Below are 25,116 nucleotides of genomic sequence, written 5' to 3'. Positions count from 1 at the left end.
TCATGCACCCGGCGGAGGGAGTCTCCGCACCCCGCACGACCCTGGAGAGAGCCGACACCATGCGCGTCGAGATCTGGAGCGACATCGCCTGTCCCTGGTGCTACGTGGGCAAGGCCCGCTTCGAGAAGGCGCTCGAGGCCTTCCCGCACCGCGACGACGTCGAGGTGGTGCACCGCTCCTTCGAGCTGGACCCGGGCCGCGCCAAGGGTGACGTCCAGCCCGTGATCACCATGCTCACCAGGAAGTACGGGATGAGCGAGGCGCAGGCCCAGGCCGGTGAGGACAACCTGGGCGCGCAGGCCGCCGCCGAGGGCCTCGACTACCGCACCCGGGACCGCGACCACGGCAACACCTTCGACATGCACCGCCTGCTGCACCTCGCCAAGGAACAGGGGCGGCAGGACGAACTGATCCAGATCCTGTACCGCGCGAACTTCGCCGAGGAGCGGTCGCTGTTCACCGAGGGCGACGAGCGGCTCGTGGAGCTGGCGGTCGAGGCCGGTCTGGACGCCGAGGCCGTCCGCAAGGTCCTCGCCGACCCGGACGCCTACGCCGACGAGGTCCGCGCCGACGAGCGCGAGGCGGCCGAGCTCGGCGCGAACGGCGTGCCGTTCTTCGTCCTCGACCGCAAGTACGGCGTCTCCGGCGCACAGCCCGCCGAGGTCTTCGCCCAGGCACTCACCCAGGCCTGGGGCGAACGCTCGCCGCTGAAGCTGCTCGACGAGGGCGGCGCCGAGGCGTGCGGCCCGGACGGATGCGCGGTGCCGCAGCAGGGCTGAGCCGGAAAGGCGCAGGTCGGGGCGGATCCATAAGCGTTCGTTGGGGGAATTGCGCAGAAATTTGCAATGGACCAACAGGTCTCCGGGGCCCACAGTGGACCCATGGAGACCTTCGAGACCCTCGTCCGCGCCGAGTTCGCCCCGAAGAACACCTACCTCAACACCGCGAGCAACGGCCTGCTCCCGGCCCGCACCGTCACCGCCCTGCACGAGGCGGCGCTGCTGCGGGCCGAGGGCAGGCCGCTGACCGAGCTGTTCGAGGACGTGGAGGCCTGCCGGGCCGCGTACGCCCGGCTCGCCGGCGTCCCGGCCACCCGGGTGGCGGTCGGCGCGTCCGTCGCCGCGCACACGGGCGTCATCGCCACCTCGCTGCCCGCGGGCGCCGAAGTCCTCACGGCGGAGGACGACTTCACCTCCGTACTGAACCCGTTCCACGTCCGCGGCGACCTCAAGGTCCGCACGGTGCCGCTGGAGCGGATCGCCGAGTCCGTCCGCCCCGGCACGGCACTCGTCGCGGTCAGTGCCGCCCAGTCCGCGGACGGCCGGATCGCCGACCTGCCCGCCCTGCGCGAGGCGGCGCGGGCGCACGGGGCGCGCACCTACGTCGACTTCTCCCAGGCCGCCGGCTGGCTGCCGATGGACGCCGACGCCTACGACTACACCGCGTCCGTCTCCTTCAAGTGGCTGATGGGCCCGCACGGCGCGGCCTTCCTGGTGGTCCCGGAGGACTTCGGCGGGCTGACGCCCGTGCTCGCCGGGTGGGTCGCCGCCGAGCGGCCCTGGGACAGCTGCTACGGGCCCGTGGCCGAACTCGCCCACTCCGCACGGCGGTTCGACCTCACCCACGCCCTGTTCACCTTCTCGGGACTGCGTCGCTCCCTCGATCTGATCGAGGAGCTCGGCGTGGACGCCGTGCGCGCCCACGACGTCTCCCTCGCCGACCGCTTCCGGGCGGGACTCGCCACGCTCGGCCACGAGCCCGTGCCCGCCCCCGGTTCGGCGATCGTCTCCGTGCCCGGACTCGGCCAGCGGCAGCCGGAGTTGGGCGAGGCCGGCATCCAGGTCTCCAACCGCGCGGGCAACCTGCGCGCGGCCTTCCACCTGTACAACACGGCCGCGGACGTGGACCGGCTGCTGGACGTGCTGGCGGGCTGAACACACGGAAGCGGGCGGTGTCACCGGCCTTCCGGTGACACCGCCCGCACCCCGGGGTCAGCTCAGGGTCACTTCACCGGAGTGAAGTCCCGCGCCCCGATACTGTGTCTCCCGGGGGGGGGCAACCCCCGGACCCCCGGCCGAGTTCGCTCACTTCACCGGAGTGAAATCCCGCGCCCCGATGAACTCCGGCCGCCGTACGGGAGCCGAGAACGGCTCCACGGCCTCGTTCTCCACGCTGTTGAACACGATGAAGACGTTGCTGCGCGGGAACGGGGTGATGTTGTCGCCCGACCCGTGCATGGCGTTGCAGTCGAACCAGGTCGCCGAACCGGCCCTGCCCGTGAAGAGCCTGATGCCGTACTCGGACGCCATCTTGGTCAGCGCCTCGTCCGACGGCGTACCGGCGTCCTGCATCTGCAGCGACTTCTTGTAGTTGTCCTTCGGCGTCTCACCCGCGCACCCGAGGAAGGTCCGGTGCGAGCCGGGCATGATCATCAGCCCGCCGTTGGTGTCGTAGTTCTCGGTCAGCGCGATCGAGACGGACACCGTGCGCATGTTCGGCAGGCCGTCCTCGGCGTGCCAGGTCTCGAAGTCCGAGTGCCAGTAGAAGCCGGAGGCGCCGAAGCCGGGCTTGACGTTGATCCGCGACTGGTGGACGTACACGTCCGAGCCGAGGATCTGCCGGGCCCGTCCGACGACCCGCTCGTCGCGCACCAGCTGGGCGAACAGCTGGCTGATCTTGTGGACCTCGAAGACCGAGCGGATCTCCTTGGACTTCGGCTCGATGATCGACCGCTCGTCGGCGCGGATCTCCGGATCGGCGACCAGCCGGTTCAGCTCGTCCCGGTAGACGGCGACCTCGTCGTCCGTGATGAGCTGCTCGACGGCGAGGAAGCCGTCCCGCTCGTACGCCTCCAGGTCACCGGCGGCGATCGGACCGGGCGTGCCCGGCGCGCCCCAGACGACCGGGTCCTGCCGGGGCACGGACACCTCGGTGGCTCCGCGGCTGGGGTACAGATCAGTGGCGATGGTCGTGGTCATGATCCTTCACACCTCCTCGGGTTCGGTGAGCAGCGGGTAGACGCCGTTCTCGTCGTGGTCCTCCCGTCCGGTCACGGGCGGGTTGAACACGCAGATGCAGCGGAAGTCCTCCTTGATGCGCAGCGTGTGCCGCTCGTGCCCGTCGAGGAGGTACATGGTGCCGGGCGTGATGGTGTGCGCCTGCCCGGTCTCGTGGTCGGTCAGCTCGGCCTCGCCCTCGACACAGACGACGGCCTCGATGTGGTTGGCGTACCACATGGATGTCTCGGTCCCGGCGTACAGAACCGTCTCGTGCAGCGAGAAGCCGACCCTCTCCTTGGCGAGCACGATGCGTTTGCTCTCCCAGGTGCCGGACGCCGACCTCACATGCCGGTCGGTTCCTTCGATGTCCTTGAACGAACGGACGATCACGGGGTGCGATGCCTCCTCGTTAGTGGGTTTCCCGTACGGCGCGGGCGAGGACGCGCATGCCCTCGTCCAGCTCCTCGGGCGTGATGGTCAGGGCCGGGAGCAGCTTGAGGACCTCGCTCTCCGGACCCGAGGTCTCGACCAGGAGCCCGAGCTCGAAGGCGCGCTTGGCGACGCGCCCCGCGCGGTCCTTGTCGTGGAACTCCATGCCCCAGACCAGGCCGCGGCCGCGGTACTCCTTGACGTCGGCCAGGTTCTCCTCGGTGATCGAGATGAGCCCCTGCTCGACCTGCTCACCGCGCGCCTGCGTCTGCTTCTCCATGGCGGAGCCGTCGGCCCAGTACGTCTCCAGGGCGGCGGTGGCGGTGACGAACGCCGGGTTGTTGCCGCGGAAGGTGCCGTTGTGCTCGCCCGGCTCCCAGACGTCCAGCTCGGGCTTGAACAGGCACAGCGACATGGGCAGTCCGTAGCCGCTGATGGACTTGGACACGGTGACGATGTCGGGCACGATCCCCGCCTCCTCGAAGGAGAAGAAGGCGCCCGTACGACCGCAGCCCATCTGGATGTCGTCGACGATCAGCAGCATGTCCTGGCGCTCGCACAGCTCGGACAGCGCACGCAGCCACTCCGGGCGCGCGACGTTGATGCCGCCCTCGCCCTGCACGGTCTCGACGATCACGGCGGCGGGCTTGTTCAGGCCCGAGCCCTGGTCCTCCAGGAGCCGCTCGAACCAGAGGAAGTCCTCCACCGTGCCGTCGAAGTAGTTGTCGAACGGCATCGGGGTGCCGTGCACGAGCGGGATGCCCGCGCCGGCGCGCTTGAAGGCGTTGCCGGTGACGGCCAGCGAGCCCAGCGACATGCCGTGGAAGGCGTTGGTGAACGACACGATGGCCTCGCGGCCCTTCACCTTCCGCGCCAGCTTCAGCGCGGCCTCCACGGCGTTGGTGCCGGTCGGACCCGGGAACATGACCTTGTACGGCAGGTCGCGCGGCCGCAGCACGAGGTCCTGGAAGGTCTGCAGGAACGACCGCTTGGCCACGGTCGACATGTCCAGGCCGTGGGTGACCCCGTCCCGCAGCAGGTAGTCGACCAACGCCCGTTTCAGCACGGGGTTGTTGTGGCCGTAGTTGAGTGATCCGGCGCCGGCGAAGAAGTCGAGGTAGGTGTGGCCGTCCTCGTCGTACATGCGGCTGCCGCTGGCACGGTCGAAGACGGTGGGCCAGCCGCGGCAGTAGCTGCGCACCTCGGACTCCACGGTTTCGAAGACGCTGAGGTCGGGCTGGGTGATGGTCACGGCGAATCGCTCCTCAATGCGACGGGCGGCTGTCAACTGGTGGGGGCCAACGGGCCGATCTGGTACAGGACTTCGGGATCGTGCGGGCCGTCCGGGAACTGCTCCCGGTCGAACAGGACCGTCCGCTCGACGACGGCGCCGTGCCGGGCGGCGAACGACGTGAACAGGCGCTCGGAGGCGGTGTTGCCCGGCGTGATCGTCGTTTCGACGGACGTCACACCGTGTTCGGCCATGACGCGCGCGGTCACCCCGTCGAGCAGTCGGGCGGCTAGCCCCCGCCCCCGCTGCGCGGCGTCGACGGCGACCTGCCACACGAGGAGGGTCCCGGGACGCTCCGGACGCAGGTAGCCGGTGAGGAAGCCGACGGGCTCGCCGTCGGCCCCGCGGGCCACCACCGACGTACCGGCGAAGTCGCGACACCACAGCAGATAGCTGTAGGAGGAGTTCAGGTCGAGAGAACCGGACTCCTTGGCAATCCGCCAGAGCGCGGCCCCGTCGGCCACCGTCGGGTGGTCTATGAGTAGGTCTGCTGGTGCGGCAGTCATGCAAATTGAATTTACCCAGGGAAATTCAAAATTGCATTGCCGTTCGGGGTTACGTGCGGAGGGTTCATGTGTTATCGCGCGTGCGGGAGCGTGCGCACGGGAATGTGGAGTATGCCCGAGTTTGTTCGCACCAAAAGGCACAAAATGCCTCACCTGTGGAACGCGTCACAGGAGTGCAACCCTCACGGAATCTGCCCGAAACGCCCCACTCGGCGTTCGCAGAATCTTTGCGTTTAGGTACAGGGAAAGCGGGCAGAAGAATACGGGAAGCTACCCCTGTAAAGAATTCCAGAATTACTTTCTATTTAGGCTCCGGTAACTCCGTCGATGCGTTCTCGAAGGATGTCCGCGTGACCGTTGTGCCGGGCGTACTCCTCGATCAGATGAATGAGCACCCAGCGCAGACTGACCTCGAGACCGGCCATCGGGCCGTCGGCGATCCGCCCGGAGTCCTCCAGCGACCGCCCGGCACACAGCTCCCGCCCCCGCGCGACCTCCCGCCGCCAGACCGCCAGCGCCTCGTCGAGCCCCCGCCCGGGCGCGAGCGCGTACCCGGTCTCCTCCTCGAACAACGGCGGTACGTCCAGCCCGGCGAACGCCCGCTGGAACCAGTTCCGCTCGACCTCGGCGAGGTGCTGCACCAGCCCGAGCAGCGTCAGCCCCGATGGTTCGGCGGACGCCAGCCGGACCTGGGCGTCGTCCAGCCCACGGCACTTGAGCTCCAGCGTGGCGCGATGGAAGTCGAGCCAGCTCTCGAGCATGGGGCGCTCGTCGCCGGTCATCAGGGGGATGGGGCGGCCGTCGGGGAGGGTTCCGGGAGTCTCGGTGGGCATGGGGCGAGCATCCCAGGACCCACTGACAGCGGTGCCGGGTTCAGCTGCGGGCGGACCTCACCGCCACGCGTCCTCGACCGCCCCGAGTGCCGCGCCCAGGTCCACCACCAGTCCCTTGCCGGCGAGTGCCCCGCCCAGCGCCGCCAGGCAGCTGCGTACCGCACCCGGTGTCGCGTCCGGGCCGTAGTGGTTGACGCGGATCATCTCCTGGGCCAGGGCACCCCCGCCCGCGGCCAGCGGCAGTGCCGGGTCGGCCTCCAGGGCCCGGGCCACCAGCTCCGAGGCCACGACCCCCGACGGGGTGCGCAGCGTGGTGGCGACGGGGGCCGCGTCCCGCGCCTCGTGCACGTACGGTTCGAGTCCGCCCAGGGCCACCGCCCCCGCTCGCGTGCCCGCCGCGGCGCGCGCGTGCCGGGCCATCACCGCGTCCAGGCCGGCCGCCTCGATCCGCTCGACGCACGCCTCCAGCCCCAGCATCTCCAGCTGGGCCGGCGCGTGCGGCAGGGCCGTGCGGCCGCCGTCGATCCAGCGCTGCTTCCAGTCCAGGAGGGAGAGGTACGAGCGGCGCGGCGCCTTCGGGTTCGCCGCCATCCGCGCCCAGGCCCGCTCGCTCACCGACACCGCCGACACACCCGCCGGACCGCCCATCGCCTTCTGCGCGCCTATCACGCACAGGTCCACGCCCCACGCGTCCGGCAGCACCGGCTCGGCCCCGACGGAGGCGACCGCGTCCAGGTAGAACAGCGCGCCGTGCTCCCGCACCACCTCACCGATCTCCGCGACCGGGTTGGTGTTGCCGGTCGCCGCCTCCGCGTGCACCAGCGACACGAAGTCGATGCCGGGGTGCTCGGCGAAGGCCTCCCGGATCTGCTCGGCGGTGACGGCCGTGTGGAACGGCACCGCCAGGTCGATCACCGTCGCACCGCAGTCCCGCAGCCAGTCGCCGAAGGTCTGCCCGTACGGGCCGGTGATGACGTTCAGGGCCGTCGTGCCGGGGCCGGCCGTGCCCCGGATCGCGCCCTCCAGCGGGAGCAGGGCCTCGCCCTGCATGATCACGACGTCCTGCCGGGTGTCGAGCAGCCGCGCCACCCGGTCCTCGATCGAGGCGAAGCGGGCGGCGCTCAGCGGGGTCAGGTCCAGGAACGGGTGCGTCACGGTGGTGCTCTCTTCAACTGACGGGGTAGAGGTGACGAGGGTAACCGGCATGCACCTGACCCCCGGAGCGGCGACTTCGTAGGTCAGGCGACTCCACAACCATCGGTTTGGTTTGAGACACTCAAACTTCTCCTTATAATCGGAACCCTCAGTCACCCACAGGAAGGCCCGTCGTGAACACGCTCCTCGGCCGTCGCACCCGTGTCCTGGCCGCCACCACCGCGACGGCGGGGCTCATGCTCGTGGCCGCCTGTACGTCCACCGACGACGGCGGCAGCGGATCGAAGACCGCCGCGGGCGGGGTCGAGGTGGTCAAGGCCGGGAAGCTCACCACCTGCACGCACCTGCCGTACCCGCCGTTCCAGTCGGAGATCGACGGCAAGGTGCAGGGCTTCGACGTCTCCCTCATCGACCTGGTCGCCAAGGACCTCGGCGTGAAGCAGGCGATCCTCGACACCCCCTTCGAGAACTTCAAGACGGGCGCCTTCCTCAACTCCGGCGAGTGCGACCTCGCCGCGGCCGGCATGACCATCACCGAGGAGCGCAAGAAGAACGTCGACTTCTCCGACCCGTACTTCGACGCCACGCAGGCCGTCCTCGTCGACAAGAAGAGCGGCGTGAACTCCCTCGCCGACGTCAAGTCCAAGAAGGTCAAGCTCGGCGCCCAGGCGCAGACCACCGGCGAGGACTACGCCAAGAGCAAGGGCTTCGACCCGGTCTCCTTCGAGTCCTCCGACGCCGTCCTCAACGGCCTGCGCACCGGCCAGGTCAAGGCGGTCATCATCGACTACCCGGTCGTCCAGGGCTGGCTCAAGGACAAGGCCAACGCGGACGCCTACAAGGTCGTCGACAACCTCAACACCGGTGAGCAGTACGGCTTCACGGTGAAGAAGGGCAACTCCAAGCTGGTCGCCGCCATCAACAAGGCGCTCGCCGACGCCAAGGCCGACGGCACCTACAAGAAGCTGTACGAGAAGTGGATCGGCCCGTACGACGCCTCCGTCGCCTCCCCGTCCGCCTCGCCCTCCGCGTCCTGACCCATGACCGACACGGACGTACGACGTGAGCCCCGCAAGAAGGGCCTGACCCGTCGGCAGAAGCGGAGCGTCTCGCGCGGCGTGCAGTACGTCGTCTTCGTCGCCGCCGTGATCGCCTTCGCGGTATCGGCGGACTGGGGACGGCTGCAGAACCAGTTCGCGCAGGCCGACATCGCCGGGCGGATGTTCCCCGACGTCATCACGCTGGCGCTGAAGAACACCGTGCTGTACACGGTGACCGGCTTCCTGCTCGGTCTGGTCCTCGGCCTGGTCATCGCGCTGATGCGGCTGTCGTCGGTCGGCCCGTACCGCTGGATCGCGGGGATCTACATCGAGATCTTCCGCGGTCTGCCCGCCCTGCTGATCTTCGTCTTCATCGGCGTGGCCGTACCGCTGGCCTTCCCCGGCACGGAGATCGTCGGCGGCACCTACGGCAAAGCCGCCCTCGGACTAGGCCTGATCGGAGCCGCCTACATGGCGGAGACGTTCCGGGCCGGCATCCAGGCGGTGCCCAAGGGACAGATGGAGGCGGCGCGTTCGCTGGGCTTCTCGCCCGCCCGCGCGATGCTCTCGATCATCATCCCGCAGGCGTTCCGGATCATCCTTCCGCCGCTCACCAACGAACTCATCATGCTCTTCAAGGACTCCTCCCTGGTCCTGCTGCTCGGCGTGACCCTGGAGGAGCGAGAGCTGTCCAAGTTCGGCCGTGACCTGGCCAGCACGACCGCCAACTCCACGCCCATCCTCGTCGCCGGCCTGTGCTACCTGCTGGTGACCATCCCCCTCGGCTTCGTCGTACGCCGTATGGAGGCCAAGGCCCAGGAGGCCGTGAAATGAGCCGACCCGAGATCGACGTACGCGGACTGCACAAGTCGTTCGGCGACAACGAGGTGCTGCGGGGCATCGACCTGGAGATCGGCCAGGGCGAGGTCGTCTGTGTCATCGGCCCCTCCGGGTCGGGCAAGTCGACGCTGCTGCGCTGCGTGAACCTCCTGGAGGAGCCCACCAAGGGCCAGGTCTTCGTGGGCGGCACCGAACTGACCGACCCCGACGTCGACATCGACGCGGCCCGCCGCCGTATCGGCATGGTCTTCCAGCAGTTCAACCTCTTCCCGCACCTCACGGTGACCGAGAACCTGACCCTGCCGCAGCGCCGGGTGCTCAGGCGGGACAAGGCGCAGGCCGCGAAGGTGGCGGCGGAGAACCTGGAGCGGGTGGGGCTGTCCGAGAAGGCGAACGCCTACCCCTCCTCCCTCTCCGGCGGCCAGCAGCAGCGCGTCGCGATCGCCCGCGCCCTCGCCATGGGCCCCGAGGTGATGCTGTTCGACGAGCCGACCTCCGCACTCGACCCGGAGCTCGTGGGCGACGTACTGGCGGTCATGCGCATGCTGGCGAACGAGGGCATGACCATGATGGTGGTGACCCACGAGATGACCTTCGCCCGCGAGGTCGCCGACCGGGTCGTCTTCATGGACGACGGCGTGATCGTCGAGGACGGCACCCCCGCTCAGGTCATCGGCACCCCCACCCACGACCGCACCCGCCACTTCCTCTCCCGCCTCCTCGACCCCGCGATGGCGGACGTGGAGGAGGAGACCTCGCAGCAGGCGGGCAAGACGACTGACTAAGGGCTGTCCCGTAATCTCTGGTGGATCAGCGTGCGGCGTCAGATGCGGTGCATCGCAAGGCGGAGGGACGTCCGCATACTGGATGTATGCGGACGTTCCGACAACGCGGCGAGGTGCCGTAGCTGTCGTCGCACGCCCGCCAGGGATTACGGGACAGCCCTTAGGGTGCGGTACATGAGCGATCGCGCGGTGCTGCACGTGAAGGGCCGGGTGCTGGTCGGCCCCGACGATGTCCGGGACGAGCTGTGGGTCGTCGACGGCCGGATCTCCTACGACCGTCCCGTCGGCGCCCGTGACGTCCGGACCGTCGAGGGCTGGGCGCTGCCCGGCCTCGTCGACGCCCACTGCCATGTGGGGCTCGGTGCGCACGGACCGGTCGACATGGACGTGGCGGAGAAGCAGGCGCTGACCGACCGCGAGGCCGGCACCCTGCTGATCCGCGACGCGGGCTCACCCTCCGACACCCGCTGGATCGACGACCGCGAGGACCTGCCGAAGATCATCCGGGCGGGCCGCCACATCGCCCGCACCCGCCGCTACATCCGCGGCTACGCCCACGAGATCGAACCGGACGACCTGGTGGCGTACGTCGCCCAGGAGGCCCGCCGGGGCGACGGCTGGGTCAAGCTGGTCGGCGACTGGATCGACCGCGAGGTGGGCGACCTGTCGCCCTGCTGGCCGCGGGCCGCGGTCGAGGCGGCGATCGCGGAGGCCCACCGCCTCGGCGCCCGCGTCACCGCCCACTGCTTCGCCGAGAACTCACTGAGGGACCTCGTCGAGTCGGGCATCGACTGCGTCGAGCACGCCACCGGACTCACGGACGACCTGATCCCGCTCTTCGCGGAGCATGGCGTGGCGATCGTGCCGACCCTGGTCAACATCGCCACCTTCCCCTCGCTCGCCGACGGCGGCGAGTCGAAGTACCCCCGCTGGTCCGCCCACATGCGGCGCCTGCACGAACGCCGCTACGACACCGTCCGCAACGCCTACGACGCCGGCATCCCGGTGTACGTCGGCACGGACGCGGGCGGCAGCCTGCCCCACGGCCTGGTCGCCGCCGAGGTCGCCGAACTGGTCACGGCCGGCATCCCCCCGGTCGACGCCCTCGCGGCAACCACCTGGGCGGCCCGCGGATGGCTCGGCCGGCCTGGCCTGGAGGAGGGGGCGGCGGCGGACCTCGTCGTCTACGGGACCGATCCCCGCACGGACGTACGGGTGCTGGCGTCGCCGCGCCGGGTGGTGCTCGACGGACGGGTCGTCGACTAGAGCGACCGGACGACCGAGCAGCCTCCGAAAACTTTCGAGAAGCGACCAACGCCCGTTCCGTGTCAGGGCTGTTGACCGTCCAATGAAAGCGTTTTAACTTCCTCTCACTCGACTCCGAGGCGTGAGGGGGACCCGTGGCCGTTGACTTACGGGAACACACAGGTGAGAAAGGGGTGGGCGGCGCCCGGCGCGGCAAGAACGCCGTGCCTCCGGCGCGAAAACGCTTTCAAAGCCCCGCCCTTCTGCTGCTCATGCTGCCCGGCCTCGCCTACTTCCTGCTGTTCCACTACGGCGCACTGGTCGGCAACGTCATCGCGTTCAAGGAGTACGTGCCCTTCGACGGCATCTGGGGCAGCCCCTGGGTCGGCCTGGGCAACTTCCAGCGCATGTTCGAGGACGGGGAGTTCTGGTCCGCGGTCCTCAACACCCTCTGGATCGCGATCCTCCAGCTCGTCTTCTACTTCCCCGTGCCGCTCGGCCTCGCCCTGCTGCTGCACAGCCTCACCTGGAGCTCGGTGCGCCGCTTCGTGCAGTCGGTGGCGTACCTGCCGCACTTCATCTCGTGGGTGATCGTCGTCGCCCTCTTCCAGCAGGTGCTCGGCGACACCGGGCTGCTCAACTCCTCGCTCGACGGCATGGGACTGCACACCGTCGACCTCATCGGCAACCCCGACGCCTTCCGGCCGCTCGTCGTCGCCCAGGTCATCTGGAAGGACGCCGGCTGGGGCACGATCATCTTCCTCGCCGCGCTGTCCCAGGTCGACGAGCAGCAGTACGAGGCCGCCGCCCTCGACGGAGCGGGCCCCTGGCGGCGCTTCTGGCACGTCACCCTGCCCGCCATCCGCCCGGTGATCGTCCTGCTGCTGATCATGCGGCTCGGCGACATCCTCTCCGTCGGCTTCGAGCAGATGCTGCTCCAGCGCGACGCCGTCGGACCCGAGGCCGCCGAGATCATCGACACCTTCGTCTACTACCAGGGCATCGTCGGCGGCGACTACGGCTTCGCGGCCGCCGCGGGCCTGTTCAAGGGCGTCGTCGGCGCCCTCCTCGTCTACGCCGCCAACAAGGTCGCCCACCGCCTCGGCGAACAGGGGGTCTACAAGTGAGCACCCAGGTCCGCCCGGGCTGGATGGAGAAGCCGAAGCCCCTCACACAGGCCGGCAAGGCGATCGCCCTCGCCGCCGTCGTCCTCCTGGTCTGCGTGCCGTTCCTCGTCATCGTCTCGACCTCGCTCGCCTCCACCGAAGAGGTCGTCGACAACGGCGGCTGGGTGCTGTGGCCGACCGAGCCGTCGCTGAAGGCGTACCGCGACATCCTCGACGGCGGCATCGTCACCCACGCCCTCGGCGTCAGCGCGGGCGTCACCGTCGTCGGCACCCTGCTCAGCCTCGCCTGCACCGTCACCCTCGCCTACGCCCTCTCCCGCCCCGGCGTCCTCGGCGGCAGGCCCGTGCTGCTGCTCGTCCTGTTCACGTTCCTGTTCCCGCCCGGCATGATCCCCAGCTTCCTGCTGGTCAAGGAGCTGGGCCTGCTGGACAGCTACGCCTCGCTCGTCCTGCCCGTCCTCGTGAACGTCTTCAACCTCGTCGTCCTGCGCGGCTTCTTCCAGGGCATCCCTGAAGAGCTCTATGAGGCCGCGCGCCTTGACGGGGCGGGGGACTGGCGGGTGCTGGTCTCGGTCGTCCTGCCCCTGTCCAAGGCCGCGCTCGCCGTCGTCGGCCTGTTCTACGCGGTGGCGTACTGGAACTCCTGGTTCTACGCCTCGCTCTACCTGGAGAGCGACCACTGGCCCCTCCAACAGGTCCTGCGCACCTACGTCGTGGCCGGCTCCGGCCTCACCGACGCCACCACCGGCGAGGGCACCGTCACCGCCCCGCAGACCGTGCAGATGGCGGTGCTGGTCATCGCCACCGTGCCGATCCTGCTCGTCTACCCGTTCCTGCAGAGGTACTTCACCAAGGGCGTGCTCACCGGCGCCATCAAGAGCTGACTTTCGTCAAGAGCCGTGCTCAGAAAGGTCGTTCGCTCATGACCGGTATGTCCCGACGCACCCTGCTGCGCTCCGTGGCCGCAGGTGGCACCGTCCTGACCGTCCCCGCCCTGCTGACCGCCTGCTCCACCGGGTCCGGCGACAGCGACGTCTCCAACGCGGGCAAGAAACTCGCCCCCTGGCCCGCGTACAAGCCCGCCAAGGGCCCCCGGCCCGACCTCGCCCCCACCGACGCCGGCGTCCAGGCCGGCTACACCGCCTACCCCGCCGACCTGGTGAAGTCCGTCTCCCGCACGCCCGGCGACGGCTCCACCATCAAGGTCATGACGGTCTCCTTCGGCACCCCGCCCAAGCCCGCCTCCGCGAACCGGTTCTGGGCCGCCGTCGAGAAGGCCCTCGGCGTGAAGATCGAGTACACGATCGTCTCCCAGGCCGACTACCAGAAGAAGATGGCGACCGTCATGGCCGCCGACCCCGACGCCCTCCCCGACATCATCAACCTCTTCTCCGGCTTCGTCCTGCCCCGCGAGGCCGAGTTCGTGCAGCGGCGGGCCGAGGACCTCACGCCGTACCTCTCCGGAGAGGCGATCGCCGACCACCCCAACCTGGCCAACATCCCCACCCACGCCTGGAAGGACATGGGCCGCATCGGCGGCCGCATCTACGGCATCCCGCTGGAGCGCCCGCTGCCCGGCTCCACCCTCTGGCTCAACCAGGGCATGTTCACCGACGCCGGCATGAAGGAAGGCTGGACCGCCGACGACTTCGCCGCCGTCGCCCAGCGGGCCACCGGAGGCAGGCGGTACGCGCTCGGCGCCGCCAACGGCTCCCTCTTCGGCAACGCCGTGCACTCCGCCGCCCACAACGCACCCCAGGAGTGGGCCGTCACCGACGACGGCACCTTCCGGCCCGGCTGGGCCGACGAACGCTTCAAGGCGGCGATCGCCTTCCAGGCCGCACTCCGCAAGAACGGCTGCTACCACCCCGACGCCACGTCCATCTCCCAGATCGACCTGACCACGCTCTATTACAACGGCACGGTCGCCTCCATGCAGGACGGCTTCGGCGCCTACCTCCCCAAGTACCGGGAGTCCCGCGGCAAACTGACCCCGGCGGCGGCACTGCCGTACAGCGTCGACGGCGAGCCCGGCGGTATCGTCGCCGCCCGCCGCTCCTTCGGCTACACCGTGCTGAAGAAGGCGAAGAAGGAACGCATCCAGCTCCTGCTGCGCGTCCTGGACTACCTCGCCGCCCCCTTCGGCAGCCAGGAGTGGGAACTCGTCCACTACGGCGTCGAGGGCACCCACTTCACCCGCGCCAAGGACGGCTCACCGCAGCCCACCGAACTGGGCGAAGTCGAGAACAACACGAACCTGCCGCTGAAGTACCTCGCCGAAGGCCCCCAGGTGCTGTTCGTGCCGGGCATGCCCGACGCCGTACGGGCCCTGCACGCCTGGCAGCGGCAAGTGGTGCCGCGCGCCATCCGCAACGCCTCCTACGGCCTGCAGTCCCGCACGAAGAACGCCCAGGGCACCACGCTCAAGGCGATGCTCGACGACACCGTCACCGGGATCGTGGCCGGGCGGCTGGCGCTGTCGGAGTGGGACGGGGCGGTGAAGAAGTGGCGCGCGCGGGGCGGCGACAGAATGGCGGCGGAGTTCGCGAAGGACTTCGCGGCCAACACGTGACGCTCCGCCGGTGGAGCGGGATCCGCGGCTGGTGGAGCAGGACACGCGGGGGATGGGGAACGGCATGACAGGCAAGGGACGGGTCACGATCCGCGAGGTCGCCGAGCGGGCGGGCGTGTCGATGGCCACGGCGTCGCGGGCGCTCAGCGGCAACCATCCAGTGCCCACCGCGACCCGGGCCCGTGTCCTGCGCGCCGCCCGTGACCTCGACTACGTCGCCAACGCGCACGCGCGCGCACTGGTGGGGGGCGGCCGGAAGATGGCCGCCGTCGTCGTCCGCCAGGTCACCAGCCCCTTCTACGCGCAGGTCGCCGAGGGCGTGGAGGCGGAGGCCGCCGACCGGGGCTGGCTGTGTGTGGTCGGCGCGACGGGCGGGGATCCGCAGCGCGAGATGGAGTTCGTCCAGCTCATGCGGGAGGAGGGGGCACGGCTCGTCATCCTGGTCGGCGGGGTCGTCGAGGACGACGCGTACCGCTCGCGCGTGGCCCACTACGCGCAGGCCCTGGACGCCTCGGGCGCGCGGCTGGTGCTGTGCGGGCGGCCGGCGCCGGGCCCCGACATACCCGCGCTGGTCGTCGAGTTCGACAATGAGGCCGGGGCCCGGGCCATCACCGCCCATCTGTTGTCGGCGGGCCATCGCCGGATCGTCTTCCTCGGCGGACTGCCCGGCAACACCGCCCTGGACGCGCGCGTCGCCGGGTACCGGGGGGCGCTGGCCGAGCATGGGCTGCCTCCGGCGGCCGCGCGGGTCATCGACTGCGGCCTCGGCCGTGCGGCGGGCCTGCGGGCTATGAGTGAACTCCTGACGGAGACACGGGAGTTCACGGCGGTGTTCGCCGGGGACGACATGGTCGCCGCGGGGGCGCTCCGCGCGATTGCGGAGGCGGGGTTGCGGGTTCCTCGGGACATTTCTGTTGTTGGGTACAACGATATTCCGCTCGCGGAGGACTTCGATCCGCCGCTGACCACTGTTCGTACGCCTGCGGAGGAACTGGGGCGTGCGGCTGTACGGATCGCTCTGCGGGATCCGGAGGGGGCAGCCGGTACACGCCATCTGCTCGGCACTCACATCGTTGTACGCAGAAGTGTGGCTGCCCCCAGGCTGCCGTCGTGAGAGTGCGGGTTGTTCGTGGCTGGTCGCGCAGTTCCCCGCGCCCCTGAACTGCGTTGCCCTTCCCTCTGACTACAACTCACGGAGGTCTCACCCCCGTATGACCGCGCCGCCCTTGACGCAGCTCCCCGAGCCCGACTTTCTTCTCTCGCCCCTCACCGGGTGGACCCGCGCTCACTGGGAAGCGGTTGCAGATCGTCTCCTCGACGGACTGTTGCCGTACGCCACGCCCGGTTTCGCTCAGTACCGGCTTCCCGGTCCGCCCAGCCACTCCGGGCCCTGGTCCGACGGGCTGGAGGGCTTCGCGCGGTCCTTTCTCCTCGCTGCTTTCCGTATCGCCGGTTCGAACGGGCGCCTCGGACCCGCCCTCATCGAGCGGTACGCAGCCGGTCTCGCAGCCGGTACCGATCCGCATCATCCCGAACACTGGCCGCCGGTCACCGACCGCGCCCAGCCGATGGTCGAGGCGGCGTCCGTCGCCGTCGCTCTGCACGAGTCGCGCCCCTGGCTGTGGGACCACCTCGACGACACCGTCCGGGCGCGGGTCGCCGACTGGCTGGGCGGGTTCGTCGGTGCCGACGTCAACGACTCCAACTGGCGGCTGTTCCAGGTCATCGCGGAGGAGTTCCTGGCCTCCGTCGGCGCACCGCACAGCCGCGCCGAGATCGACGCGGGGCTGGCCCGGCTCGACGACTGGTATCGGGGCGGGGGCTGGTACACCGACGGTGACGGCAAGAAGTTCGACTACTACAACGCCTGGGCGCTGCATCTGTATCCGGTGCTGTGGGCGCGGATCGCGGGCCCGCGCGCGGACGCCGGCACGGTGGCCCGGCACCGGGTGAGACTGAGCGAGTTCCTCACCGCGCACCAGTTCTTCTTCGGCTCCGACGGTGCCCCGGTCCATCAGGGCCGCTCCCTCACGTACCGGTTCGCGACCACCGCCCCGCTGTGGGCCGGCGCCCTCGCCGACGCCACCCCCTTACCCCCGGGCCGTACCCGGCGCCTCGCCTCGGGAGCGCTGAAGCACTTCGCGGAGCGTGGTGCGCCCGACGAGCGGGGACTGCTCAGCCTCGGCTGGTACCGGCCCTTCCTGCCCGTCACCCAGCGCTACTCCGGGCCCGCCTCCCCGTACTGGGCGAGCAAGGCGTTCCTCGGTCTGCTGCTGCCCGCCGAGCACCCCGTGTGGACGGCACCGGAGGAGGCGGCACCCGTGGACACGGCCGACACCACCCTCGCGCTGCCCGCCCCCGGCTGGCTGCTGCACTCGACCGCCGCCGACGGGATCGTACGGCTCGTCAACCACGGCAGCGACCGGCTTCCGCCCGCGCCCGCCACGGCCGACGACAGCCCCCACTACGCCCGCCTCGCCTACTCCAGCGCCACCGCTCCCGAGACTCCGCCGTCGGCCACGGGTCCCGACAACCACATCGCGCTGCTCGCCCCCGACGGCACCCCTTCCCCACGCGGCCGTATCCACCCCCTGGGCACCCAGGGCCGCCAGGCCGCCTCCTGGCACCGGGCACGGGTGTCGGGCGACACCGGTGAGGGGCACCGCGTCGAGACCGTGAGCGTGGTGCACGGGCCGTGGGAAGTGCGGGTCCACCGCCTCGACGCGCCGCTCGGCACACCCGTGCGGGAGGGCGGCTGGGCCGTCGCCGACGACACGGTGGCGCCGATGGGGGAGACCGGTCCCGCGCTGGCCGTCGCCCGCCGTGCGGACGGTCTGACCAGCGCACTCGTCGGCCTCTACGGCTGGGGGGACACCGAGGGCACGGTCGTCCAGGACGTCGACGTCAACGCCGTCGGCCGCTGCTCGGCGACCCCCGTCCTCCAACGATCTGACGGGGCGAGCCTGTTGGTCACTCTCGTACTGCTCAGCGCCGATCCGCACGCCCGGTGGACGGGTGCGAGCGCGCGGGTCGCGCCCGACGGAACGGTGACGATCCGCTTCCCGGACGCCTCGACGGAGACCGTGCCGCCACCGTCCTGACCCCGCGCCCGCTCAGTCCGACGCCAGCGTGATCGCGCGGTCCAGTGCCTGCAGGAAGCCGTTCACCGTCTGGCGGTCCCGGACCGCGAGCCGCAGCCACTCCTCGTCCAGGCCCGGGAAGGTGTCCCCGCGCCGGACCGCGTAGCCGAGGTCGCGCAGGTGACGGCGGACGGCGGGGGCCCGGGGGAGACGTACGAGGACGAAGGGGCCCTCGGCGGGCTCGGCCACCCGGACGCCGTCCGACGCGAACTCGGTGAGCCCGGCGACGAGGTGGGCCCGGTCCGCGGCGATGCGATGGGCCGCGTGGGCCGCCTCGGCCAGGGCCCGCGGGGAGACGCACGCCTCCGCCGCGGCCAGCGCCGGCGTGGACACCGGCCACAGCGGCTGGGCCCGCTCCAGTTCCGCGATCGTCTCCGGGGCAGCCAGGACGTAACCGATGCGCAGCCCGGCCAGGCCCCACGTCTTCGTGAGGCTGCGCAGGACGACCAGCCCGGGTACGTCCGTCCGCCCGGCCAGCGCCTCCCGCTCACCCGGTACGGCGTCCATGAACGCCTCGTCGACGACCAACGTCCGCCCGGGGCGGGCGAGTTCGGTGATGGCGGCGGCCGGGTGCAGCACCGACGTCGGGTTCGTCGGGTTGCCGATCACCACCAGGTCGGCGTCCTCGGGCACGGCCGAGGGGTCGAGGCGGAAGCCGTCCTCCTCGCGCAGCACCACCCGGTCGACGGAGTGGCCCGCGTCCCACAGCGCCGCCTCCGGCTCCGTGAACTGCGGGTGCACCACGACGGGGCGGCGCACCTTCAGCGCCCGCGCCACCAGCACGAACGCCTCCGCCGCGCCCGCCGTCAGCAGCACGTGCCCCACCGGCAGCCCGTGCCGCGCCGCCACCGCGGCCCGCGCGGCCCGCCCGTCCGGGTAGGCCGCGAGAGCCGACAGCGATCCGGCGATGTGCGCGCGCAGCCACTCCGGTGGGGTGTCCGCGCGGACGTTCACGGCGAGGTCGACCAGCGCCGAGCCGTCGTCACGGACCTCGGCGTCCCCGTGGTGGCGCAGATCGTGCCCGTCAGTGTGCATGGGAGTGCGCGTGCCCTCCGTGATGGTGGTGATGCCCGTGACCGTGGTCGTGTCCGTCGTCGTCCGGGTGGAAGTGCGGCTGCTGCGGCAGCCCCACCTTGTCCTCGAACCCCGGCAGCGCGATGCGGTAGACGCACGAGTCGCAGTTCATCCGCAGATCGCCCTTCACGGCCTCCTCGTACCGCTCCATCACCAGGTCCAGCAGCTCCGGCTCGGGTCCGATGACGTCCGCCGACCGCACCTCGACCTCCGGGTGGGCGGCCGCCCAGCCCTCCGTCTGGTGCCGCACCCGGTCCGGCAGGATGCCCGTGAACAGGAAGTACGGCAGGACGACGATCCGTCGTGCGCCCAGGCGCACGCACCGGTCGAGTCCGCTCGGCACGTCCGGCGCCGCCAGCGAGACGAACGCCGTCTCCACAGCCGCGTACCCGCGCCCCTCCCACAGCAGCCGCGCCGCCTTGAACACCTCGGCGTTGGCGTCCGGGTCGGTGGAGCCGCGGCCGACGAGCAGCACGGTCACGTCCGAGCGGTCGCCGGGCGTGCGCCCGGAGGACCCGAGGGCCTCGTCCAGGCGCCGCTCGAGGACGCTCAGCAGCGCCGGGTGCGGGCCCAGCGGACGCCCGTACGTGTACGTGATCCCGGGGTGCCGCTCCTTCTCGCGGGCCAGCGCCGCCGGGATGTCCCCCTTGGCGTGCCCGGCGGCCACCAGCATCAGCGGAACGGCGGCGAAACGGCGTACCCCCCGCTCCACCAGCTCGGTCACCGCCTCGCCCAGCGGCGGCGGGGACAGCTCGATGAAGCCGCCCGCGACGGGCAGTTCGGGGTGGCGGCGACCCAGCTCCCGTACGAAGTCGCGGAACGCCTCGGCTCCGGCGTCGTCCCGGGTGCCGTGGCCGGCGATGAGCAGGGCGGGCGGCGGGGTGGTCACGGTTGCTCCTCAGCGGAAAAGGGGTGGTACAGCAGGGCGTTCAGCGCGGCCGCGGCCACGGCCGAACCGCCCTTCTCGGACACGTTGCTCACGGCGGGCAGCCCGCTCTCGCGCAACGCGGCCTTGGACTCGGTCGCTCCGACGAAGCCGACGGGCAGACCGATGACGAGCGCGGGGGAGGCGTCCAGCGTCAGCAACTCCTCCAGCGCGGTGGGGGCGTTGCCGATCACCCAGAGGGCCCCCGGGCCGACCTGCTCGTACGCGAGCCGGATCGCGTGCGCCGACCGGGTCAGCCCCGGCCCGGCCACGGCGTCCCCGAGTCGGCAGACGGTCTCACGCCGGGTGATGCCGGCCCCGACCATCTCCACGTCCACGACGACGGGCGCGCCCCCGTGCAGGGCCGCGTGTGCCTTCTCCAGCTCGCCCTCGTCCATGACGAGATCCGTGGCGTAGCCGAGGTCGGCGGCCGAGTGGATGACCCGCTCCACCACCGCCCGGGTCAGCGGCGGGAAGTGCGAGGTGTCCAGGCGGGCGCGCAGCCGCCGGTAGGACTCCTCCTCGATCGGATGGACGACGCGGTTCACTCGCCCCGCGACGGAGTCGCTCATGATGCAGCCTCCTGCCAGCGGTAGCCGCGCGGCGTCACCATGCGCCCCGCGACGTCCCGGGTCGCCGTGTTGCCCACGGTCACGACGGTCATCATGTCGACCGTCGCCGGGTCCAGGTCCGTGAGGGTGGTCACCCGGGCGGTCCCGTCCGGGCGTGAGGCGTTGCGTACGACACCGACCGGCGTCGTCGGCTCCCGGTGCTCGGCGAGGATCGCGAGCGCCTTCGGCAGCTGCCAGTCCCGGCCCCGGGAACGGGGGTTGTAGAACGTGACCACGATGTCCGCCTCGGCCGCCGCCCGCACCCGCCGCTCGATGACCTCCCACGGGGTGTGCAGGTCGGACAGGCTGATCGACACATGGTCGTGCCCGAGCGGCGCACCGAGGATCGCGGCCGCCGCGAGCGCGGCGGTGACACCGGGCACCCCGACCACGTCGATGTCGTCGGACGCCTCGGCGAGCGCGGGCGAGGCCATCGCGTACACGCCGGCGTCGCCGCTGCCGATGAGGGCGACCGCCTGCCCCTTGCGCGCCTCGGCCACAGCGGTCCGCGCCCGCTCCTCCTCCGCCCCGAGCCCCGACTCCAGGATCCGGGTACCGGGCCGCAGCAGATCGCGGATCTGGTCCACGTACTGGTCGAGCCCGACGAGCACCGACGCCCGCCGCAGCTCCGCCTTCGCGCGCGGCGTCAGCAGGTCCCGGGCGCCGGGCCCCAGCCCGACGACCGCGAGCCGTCCCCGCGCGGGCCGCCGTGCGACGGCACAGGTCGCCATCGCGGGCCGCCCGTCCTCCCGCGTCGACTTGCGCTTGGGTACGAGGAGTTCGCCCCCGCGCACGAGGGCGGCGGCCTCGGCGACGGACGCCGTCCCGACGGCGGCGAGCGGAGCGTCGGAGGGATGGGGGACCTCGATCGCGGCCAACTCCTCGGCCGGGTAGGTCACGAGGGGCACCCCGAGCCGCGCGGCCGCTTCCACGATGCCGGGTTCCTCGGCCTTGGCGTCCACGGTGGCGAGTTCGCCGACGCTACGCGGAGACAGCCCCGCGTCCCGCAGGGCGCCGCGGACCAACTCGAGGACTTCGTCGACCGGGGCGCCCTTGGAGGCGCCGACACCGACGACGAGGGAGGGCGGGCGCAGCAGCACCTCGCCGGGAAGGGACTCCACGGCCCGATCGGTCAGCCGCACGCGGGCGGCCCCCTCCGCCGAGAACGGCACAGGTGGCAGCGGCCACGGCACCTCGGCGTCCAGCGCGACCGGCTCCCCGTCCAACAGGGCTCGGGTCACGCCGGCCACGTCACCCTCCGCGGGGAGGCCGAGGGTGTCCAGACCCGACATCCCCACCGCATCCGTGGCCGTGGTCACCACCGGCTCGGCACCCAGCGCCTCCCCGACCTCACGCGCGAGCTCGTTCGCCCCGCCCCCGTGCCCGCCGACCAGCGACACGGCGTACCGCCCGCCCTCGTCGACGCACACCACACCTGGGTCGGACGCCTTGTCCCCCAACAGCGGCGCGATCAGCCGTACGACCGCCCCCGTGGCGAGGAAGCACACCACCTGCTCGCACTCCGCGAACGCGGCCCGTACGGCGTCCCCCACGGGCCCGTCGTACACGCGCGTCCGCTCCGGCCAGGCAGCGGCCAGCCGGTCGCGTGCCGCCGCCCCCGCCGCGGTGGCGGAAATCAGGCCGATCACTGTGCAACTCCTTCTCCGAGGACGGGGCTTCTGACGCCCCACAACAGAAAGACGGGATTGGTGGCCGCCAGCCGGGTCACATCCCCCGGCAGCGGCGCGAGCCGCGACGACTGCAACAGCACCCCGTCGCAGTCGAACCCGGCACCGGTGAGCGCCGAACGCACCGCCGGCACCCGGTCCAGCGCGGCCAGGGCGACGACGACGGTCCGCCGGGCCCGGTGCGCGCACGCGCCGACGATGTCGGGCAGCTCACGCCCGCCGCCCCCGACGAACACGGCGTCCGGGTCGTCGAGTTCGCTCAGCGTGTCCGGCGCCACGCCCCGCACCACGTGCACGTCGACGCCGTGCGCGTCGGCGTTCGCCCGGATCCGCTCGACACCGTCCCCGGCCTTCTCCACCGCGCTCACGGCGGCGCCGAGCCGCGCGCACTCCACGGCCACGGAACCCGAGCCGGAGCCCACGTCCCAGACCAGATCGCCGGGGCGCGGTCCGAGCCGGGCCAGGGCCAGGGCCCGCACCTCGAACTTGGTGATCATCGAGTCGCGGTGCGCGAAGGCGGACTCGTCCAGGGCCCACCCGGCGGGCCGTTCACCCGGTCCCGCGAGCGTCCGTACGGGACCGACCGACCGCGCCTCGTCCAGGCACAGCACGACACTCACCGCCGTACCCCAGTCGCGCGCCGCGGCCTCGGCGGGGGAGACCCGCTCCACGCGTTCGGCCGAGGGATCGCCCAACGCGGACGCGACGACGAGGACCCGCCCGGGCGCGGTGCGCGCGAGCGCGGCGCCCAGCTCGGCCGGCCCGGCGCCGGGCCCCGTCAGCACGGCGACCTTCGGATGCGCCCGGCAGGCGTTGACGGCCGTCCGCGGATCCCGCCCGTGCGCGCTGACCACGACGGCGTCGTCCCAGGTCAGCCCGAGTCGCGCGAACGCTGTGGCCACCGAGGACGCGCCCGGCCGCACCGCCAGGCGCCGGGCCCCGAACCGCTCGGCCAGCGCCCGCACGATCCCGAAGAACCCGGGGTCCCCGGAGGCCAGCACGACGACCGGCCGCTCCTTGACGACGTACTCCTCGATGGCGTCGAGCGCGGGGGCGAGCGGCCCGAGGACGATCCGCTCGGCGGCCTCCGGCAGCCGTACGGCCTCCAGGTGCCGTCGCCCGCCCACGACCAGCTCGGCCCCTGCCAGCACGTCCTCGGCGTCCTCGGGCACCGGCGCGCCGGTGCCCGTACCGACGACCGTGATCACGTGCTCGCCCCGCGCTCGCGCAGCGCCCTGCGGGCCTGCGGGTCGGCCTTGCGGAAACCGTGGAAGTGACCGGGGTGGTAGAGGTGCGAGCGGGTGCCGTGCGCGTCCAGGGCCGGGCCGACCAGGAACAGCGTGTGCTTCCAGAGCTTGTGCTCCTTGACCGTCTCCTCCAGCGTGCCGATCGTGCACCGCGCGACCAGCTCCTCCGGCCAGGTCGCCTGGTAGGCGACCACGACCGGCGTGGACGTCGGGTAGCCGCCCTCCAGCAGCTCCCGCACCAGCTGGCCGCTGCGGGCCGCCGACAGGAAGATCGCCATGGTCGTGCCGTGCTTGGCGAACTCCCGCACCTCCTCGCCCGGCGGCATCGGCGTCTTGCCGCCGCCGAGCCGGGTCAGGACCACGGACTGGGCGACCTCCGGGATGGTCAGCTCGCGCTGCGCGAGCGCGGCGACGGCCGAGAACGACGAGACACCCGGCACGATCTCCGTCTCGATGCCGATCTCCGCGCACCGGTCGACCTGCTCCTGCGTGCCGCCCCACAGCGCGGGGTCCCCGGAGTGGATCCGGGCGACCCTGAGCCCCTCGGCGAACGCCCGCTCGTACACGGCGACGACGTCCTCCAACGACATGGTCGCCGAGTCGAGGATCTCCGCGCCCTCGCGCGCGTGCTCGAGGACCTCCGCCTGGACCAGGCTCGCCGCCCAGATCACCACGTCGGCGTCGGCGATGGCACGCGCGGCCCGGAACGTCAGCAGATCGGCGGCGCCGGGGCCGGCACCGACGAAGGTCACCTTGCCGGTGGGGGCATCGGCCATGAGAATCTGTCCTCTCCTACAAGTCCTACGAGCAAAGTCCTGCGAATACGGCCGCTACGACCGTGGGTGCGTCAGCGCGGGTTGATCGGATAGCAAGAGCACATGGCGGTCCTCGTCGCGCTCGGCGCGTTCCTGATGACGTTGGCCGGTGGCTGGACGGCACAGCGAGTGACGGACCGCCGTCACCTCGTGCTGGGCCTGGCCGGCGGCCTGATGCTGGGCGTGGTCGGCCTGGACCTGCTGCCGGAGGCCCTGGAGGCGGCCGGGCACGAGGTGTTCGGCGTTCCGGCCGCGCTGCTGCTGTTCGTCGGCGGCTTCCTCCTGGCCCACCTGGTGGAACGCCTGCTGGCCGCACGCTCGGCCGCGCACGGCGCCGCCGAGCACACCCACCGCACCCCCGAGGTGGGCCTGACGGCCGCCGCGGCGATGGTCGGGCACAGCGCGATGGACGGGGTGGCGATCGGAGCCGCGTTCCAGGTCGGCGGCGGCATGGGCGCCGCCGTGGCGCTCGCGGTGATCGCCCACGACTTCGCGGACGGCTTCAACACGTACACCATCACCAGCCTGTACGGGAACGCCCGCCGCAAGGCCCTCGGCATGCTCGCCGCGGACGCCGCCGCCCCCATCCTGGGCGCGGCCTCCACCCTGTTCTTCACCATCCCCGAGCCGCTGCTCGGCGGCTACCTCGGCCTCTTCGGCGGCGCGCTCCTCTACCTCGCCGCCGCCGAGATCCTTCCCGAGGCCCACCACGAACACCCCGCCCGTTCGACCCTGCTGTGCACGGTCGCGGGCGTCGCCTTCATCTGGCTGGTGGTGGGCCTGGCCGGGTGACC

General features: G+C 71.5%; 24 protein-coding genes. 12 read left to right on the top strand and 12 right to left on the bottom strand.

All coding sequences use genetic code 11. The features are described from left to right. Nucleotides 1-59 precede the first annotated feature (59 nt). A complete protein-coding gene (locus ACGFNV_RS20220) occupies nucleotides 60-779 on the top strand; it encodes a DsbA family oxidoreductase (RefSeq protein ID WP_393624247.1) in 720 nt (239 codons plus the stop codon). Between the two features lie 102 nt (nucleotides 780-881). Further along, nucleotides 882-1,934: an aminotransferase class V-fold PLP-dependent enzyme gene (locus tag ACGFNV_RS20215; RefSeq protein ID WP_393624246.1), complete on the top strand. Its 1,053-nt coding sequence runs from the start codon at nucleotides 882-884 to the stop codon at nucleotides 1,932-1,934. A gap of 150 nt (nucleotides 1,935-2,084) precedes the next feature. Here ACGFNV_RS20215 and thpD read toward each other — a convergent pair whose 3' ends face one another. The 6 genes from thpD to ACGFNV_RS20185 form a co-directional block, all read right to left on the bottom strand. After that, a complete protein-coding gene (thpD, locus tag ACGFNV_RS20210; RefSeq protein ID WP_393624244.1) occupies nucleotides 2,085-2,978 on the bottom strand; it encodes an ectoine hydroxylase in 894 nt (297 codons plus the stop codon). Nucleotides 2,979-2,984: 6 nt separating this feature from the next. Then, nucleotides 2,985-3,389, bottom strand: a complete 405-nt coding sequence (locus ACGFNV_RS20205; RefSeq protein ID WP_393624243.1) for an ectoine synthase — start codon at nucleotides 3,387-3,389, stop codon at nucleotides 2,985-2,987. 19 nt (nucleotides 3,390-3,408) lie between these two features. Further along, on the bottom strand, nucleotides 3,409-4,680 hold the full coding sequence (gene ectB / locus ACGFNV_RS20200) for a diaminobutyrate--2-oxoglutarate transaminase (protein ID WP_393624241.1): 1,272 nt from the start codon (nucleotides 4,678-4,680) through the stop codon (nucleotides 3,409-3,411). Between the two features lie 32 nt (nucleotides 4,681-4,712). Next, a complete protein-coding gene (ectA, locus tag ACGFNV_RS20195) occupies nucleotides 4,713-5,225 on the bottom strand; it encodes a diaminobutyrate acetyltransferase (RefSeq protein ID WP_393624239.1) in 513 nt (170 codons plus the stop codon). Between the two features lie 305 nt (nucleotides 5,226-5,530). Next, nucleotides 5,531-6,058, bottom strand: a complete 528-nt coding sequence (locus ACGFNV_RS20190; protein ID WP_393624237.1) for a DinB family protein — start codon at nucleotides 6,056-6,058, stop codon at nucleotides 5,531-5,533. Between the two features lie 57 nt (nucleotides 6,059-6,115). Continuing rightward, nucleotides 6,116-7,213: a pyridoxal-phosphate-dependent aminotransferase family protein gene (locus ACGFNV_RS20185; RefSeq protein ID WP_393624236.1), complete on the bottom strand. Its 1,098-nt coding sequence runs from the start codon at nucleotides 7,211-7,213 to the stop codon at nucleotides 6,116-6,118. Nucleotides 7,214-7,386: 173 nt separating this feature from the next. Between ACGFNV_RS20185 and ACGFNV_RS20180 the strand changes: the two genes are divergently transcribed. The 9 genes from ACGFNV_RS20180 to ACGFNV_RS20140 all read left to right on the top strand — a co-directional run bounded on the left by ACGFNV_RS20180 (nucleotide 7,387) and on the right by ACGFNV_RS20140 (nucleotide 17,923). Further along, complete coding sequence (locus tag ACGFNV_RS20180; RefSeq protein ID WP_393624235.1) at nucleotides 7,387-8,250, top strand: transporter substrate-binding domain-containing protein; 864 nt, start codon at nucleotides 7,387-7,389, stop codon at nucleotides 8,248-8,250. Nucleotides 8,251-8,253: 3 nt separating this feature from the next. Beyond that, nucleotides 8,254-9,087, top strand: a complete 834-nt coding sequence (locus ACGFNV_RS20175; RefSeq protein WP_393624233.1) for an amino acid ABC transporter permease — start codon at nucleotides 8,254-8,256, stop codon at nucleotides 9,085-9,087. Next, the gene (locus ACGFNV_RS20170; protein WP_393624231.1) at nucleotides 9,084-9,878 is read left to right on the top strand and encodes an amino acid ABC transporter ATP-binding protein; all 795 of its coding nucleotides are present in this window, start codon (nucleotides 9,084-9,086) and stop codon (nucleotides 9,876-9,878) included. The genes ACGFNV_RS20175 and ACGFNV_RS20170 overlap by 4 nt, the downstream gene beginning before the upstream one ends. 174 nt (nucleotides 9,879-10,052) lie before the next feature. Further along, nucleotides 10,053-11,144 carry an amidohydrolase family protein gene (locus tag ACGFNV_RS20165; protein ID WP_393624229.1) on the top strand — a complete coding sequence of 364 codons (1,092 nt, stop codon included), beginning with the start codon at nucleotides 10,053-10,055 and terminating at the stop codon, nucleotides 11,142-11,144. A 251-nt stretch (nucleotides 11,145-11,395) separates the two neighbouring features. Continuing rightward, nucleotides 11,396-12,250: an ABC transporter permease gene (locus ACGFNV_RS20160; RefSeq protein ID WP_393624715.1), complete on the top strand. Its 855-nt coding sequence runs from the start codon at nucleotides 11,396-11,398 to the stop codon at nucleotides 12,248-12,250. After that, nucleotides 12,247-13,134 (top strand): carbohydrate ABC transporter permease, encoded by an 888-nt coding sequence (locus tag ACGFNV_RS20155; RefSeq protein ID WP_393624227.1) that lies wholly within the window; start codon nucleotides 12,247-12,249, stop codon nucleotides 13,132-13,134. The genes ACGFNV_RS20160 and ACGFNV_RS20155 overlap by 4 nt, the downstream gene beginning before the upstream one ends. Before the next feature lie 38 nt (nucleotides 13,135-13,172). Further along, nucleotides 13,173-14,822: an extracellular solute-binding protein gene (locus ACGFNV_RS20150; RefSeq protein WP_393624225.1), complete on the top strand. Its 1,650-nt coding sequence runs from the start codon at nucleotides 13,173-13,175 to the stop codon at nucleotides 14,820-14,822. A gap of 64 nt (nucleotides 14,823-14,886) precedes the next feature. Then, nucleotides 14,887-15,936 (top strand): LacI family DNA-binding transcriptional regulator, encoded by a 1,050-nt coding sequence (locus tag ACGFNV_RS20145; protein WP_393624223.1) that lies wholly within the window; start codon nucleotides 14,887-14,889, stop codon nucleotides 15,934-15,936. A 97-nt stretch (nucleotides 15,937-16,033) separates the two neighbouring features. After that, the gene (locus ACGFNV_RS20140) at nucleotides 16,034-17,923 is read left to right on the top strand and encodes a DUF2264 domain-containing protein (protein WP_393624221.1); all 1,890 of its coding nucleotides are present in this window, start codon (nucleotides 16,034-16,036) and stop codon (nucleotides 17,921-17,923) included. Nucleotides 17,924-17,935: 12 nt separating this feature from the next. On the opposite strand, the gene cobC is transcribed toward ACGFNV_RS20140, so the two are convergent. Genes cobC through cobM form a run of 6 tightly spaced genes read right to left on the bottom strand, consistent with a single transcriptional unit; the run spans nucleotide 17,936 to nucleotide 24,283 of the window. Continuing rightward, nucleotides 17,936-18,997, bottom strand: a complete 1,062-nt coding sequence (gene cobC, locus ACGFNV_RS20135; protein WP_393624219.1) for an Rv2231c family pyridoxal phosphate-dependent protein CobC — start codon at nucleotides 18,995-18,997, stop codon at nucleotides 17,936-17,938. Next, nucleotides 18,987-19,925, bottom strand: a complete 939-nt coding sequence (locus tag ACGFNV_RS20130) for a sirohydrochlorin chelatase (RefSeq protein WP_393624218.1) — start codon at nucleotides 19,923-19,925, stop codon at nucleotides 18,987-18,989. The genes cobC and ACGFNV_RS20130 overlap by 11 nt, the downstream gene beginning before the upstream one ends. Next, nucleotides 19,922-20,509: a precorrin-8X methylmutase gene (locus ACGFNV_RS20125; RefSeq protein ID WP_393624714.1), complete on the bottom strand. Its 588-nt coding sequence runs from the start codon at nucleotides 20,507-20,509 to the stop codon at nucleotides 19,922-19,924. The genes ACGFNV_RS20130 and ACGFNV_RS20125 overlap by 4 nt, the downstream gene beginning before the upstream one ends. A 20-nt stretch (nucleotides 20,510-20,529) precedes the next feature. After that, nucleotides 20,530-22,221: a precorrin-3B C(17)-methyltransferase gene (cobJ, locus tag ACGFNV_RS20120; protein WP_393624216.1), complete on the bottom strand. Its 1,692-nt coding sequence runs from the start codon at nucleotides 22,219-22,221 to the stop codon at nucleotides 20,530-20,532. Next, nucleotides 22,218-23,468 carry a precorrin-6y C5,15-methyltransferase (decarboxylating) subunit CbiE gene (gene cbiE, locus ACGFNV_RS20115; RefSeq protein ID WP_393624214.1) on the bottom strand — a complete coding sequence of 417 codons (1,251 nt, stop codon included), beginning with the start codon at nucleotides 23,466-23,468 and terminating at the stop codon, nucleotides 22,218-22,220. The genes cobJ and cbiE overlap by 4 nt, the downstream gene beginning before the upstream one ends. Further along, nucleotides 23,465-24,283: a precorrin-4 C(11)-methyltransferase gene (cobM, locus tag ACGFNV_RS20110; RefSeq protein ID WP_393624213.1), complete on the bottom strand. Its 819-nt coding sequence runs from the start codon at nucleotides 24,281-24,283 to the stop codon at nucleotides 23,465-23,467. Before cobM ends, cbiE begins: the two co-directional genes overlap by 4 nt. Nucleotides 24,284-24,385: 102 nt before the next feature. On the opposite strand from cobM, the gene ACGFNV_RS20105 reads away from it, so the two are divergent. Next, nucleotides 24,386-25,114, top strand: coding sequence for a ZIP family metal transporter (locus tag ACGFNV_RS20105; RefSeq protein ID WP_393624211.1), 729 nt, complete (start codon nucleotides 24,386-24,388; stop codon nucleotides 25,112-25,114). Nucleotides 25,115-25,116 lie beyond the last annotated feature (2 nt).

It is taken from the genome of Streptomyces sp. NPDC048751 (assembly GCF_043198595.1).
Classification (GTDB): domain Bacteria; phylum Actinomycetota; class Actinomycetes; order Streptomycetales; family Streptomycetaceae; genus Streptomyces.
Note: the sequence above shows the minus strand (reverse complement) of the source record. Positions and strands in the feature narration are given on the sequence as shown.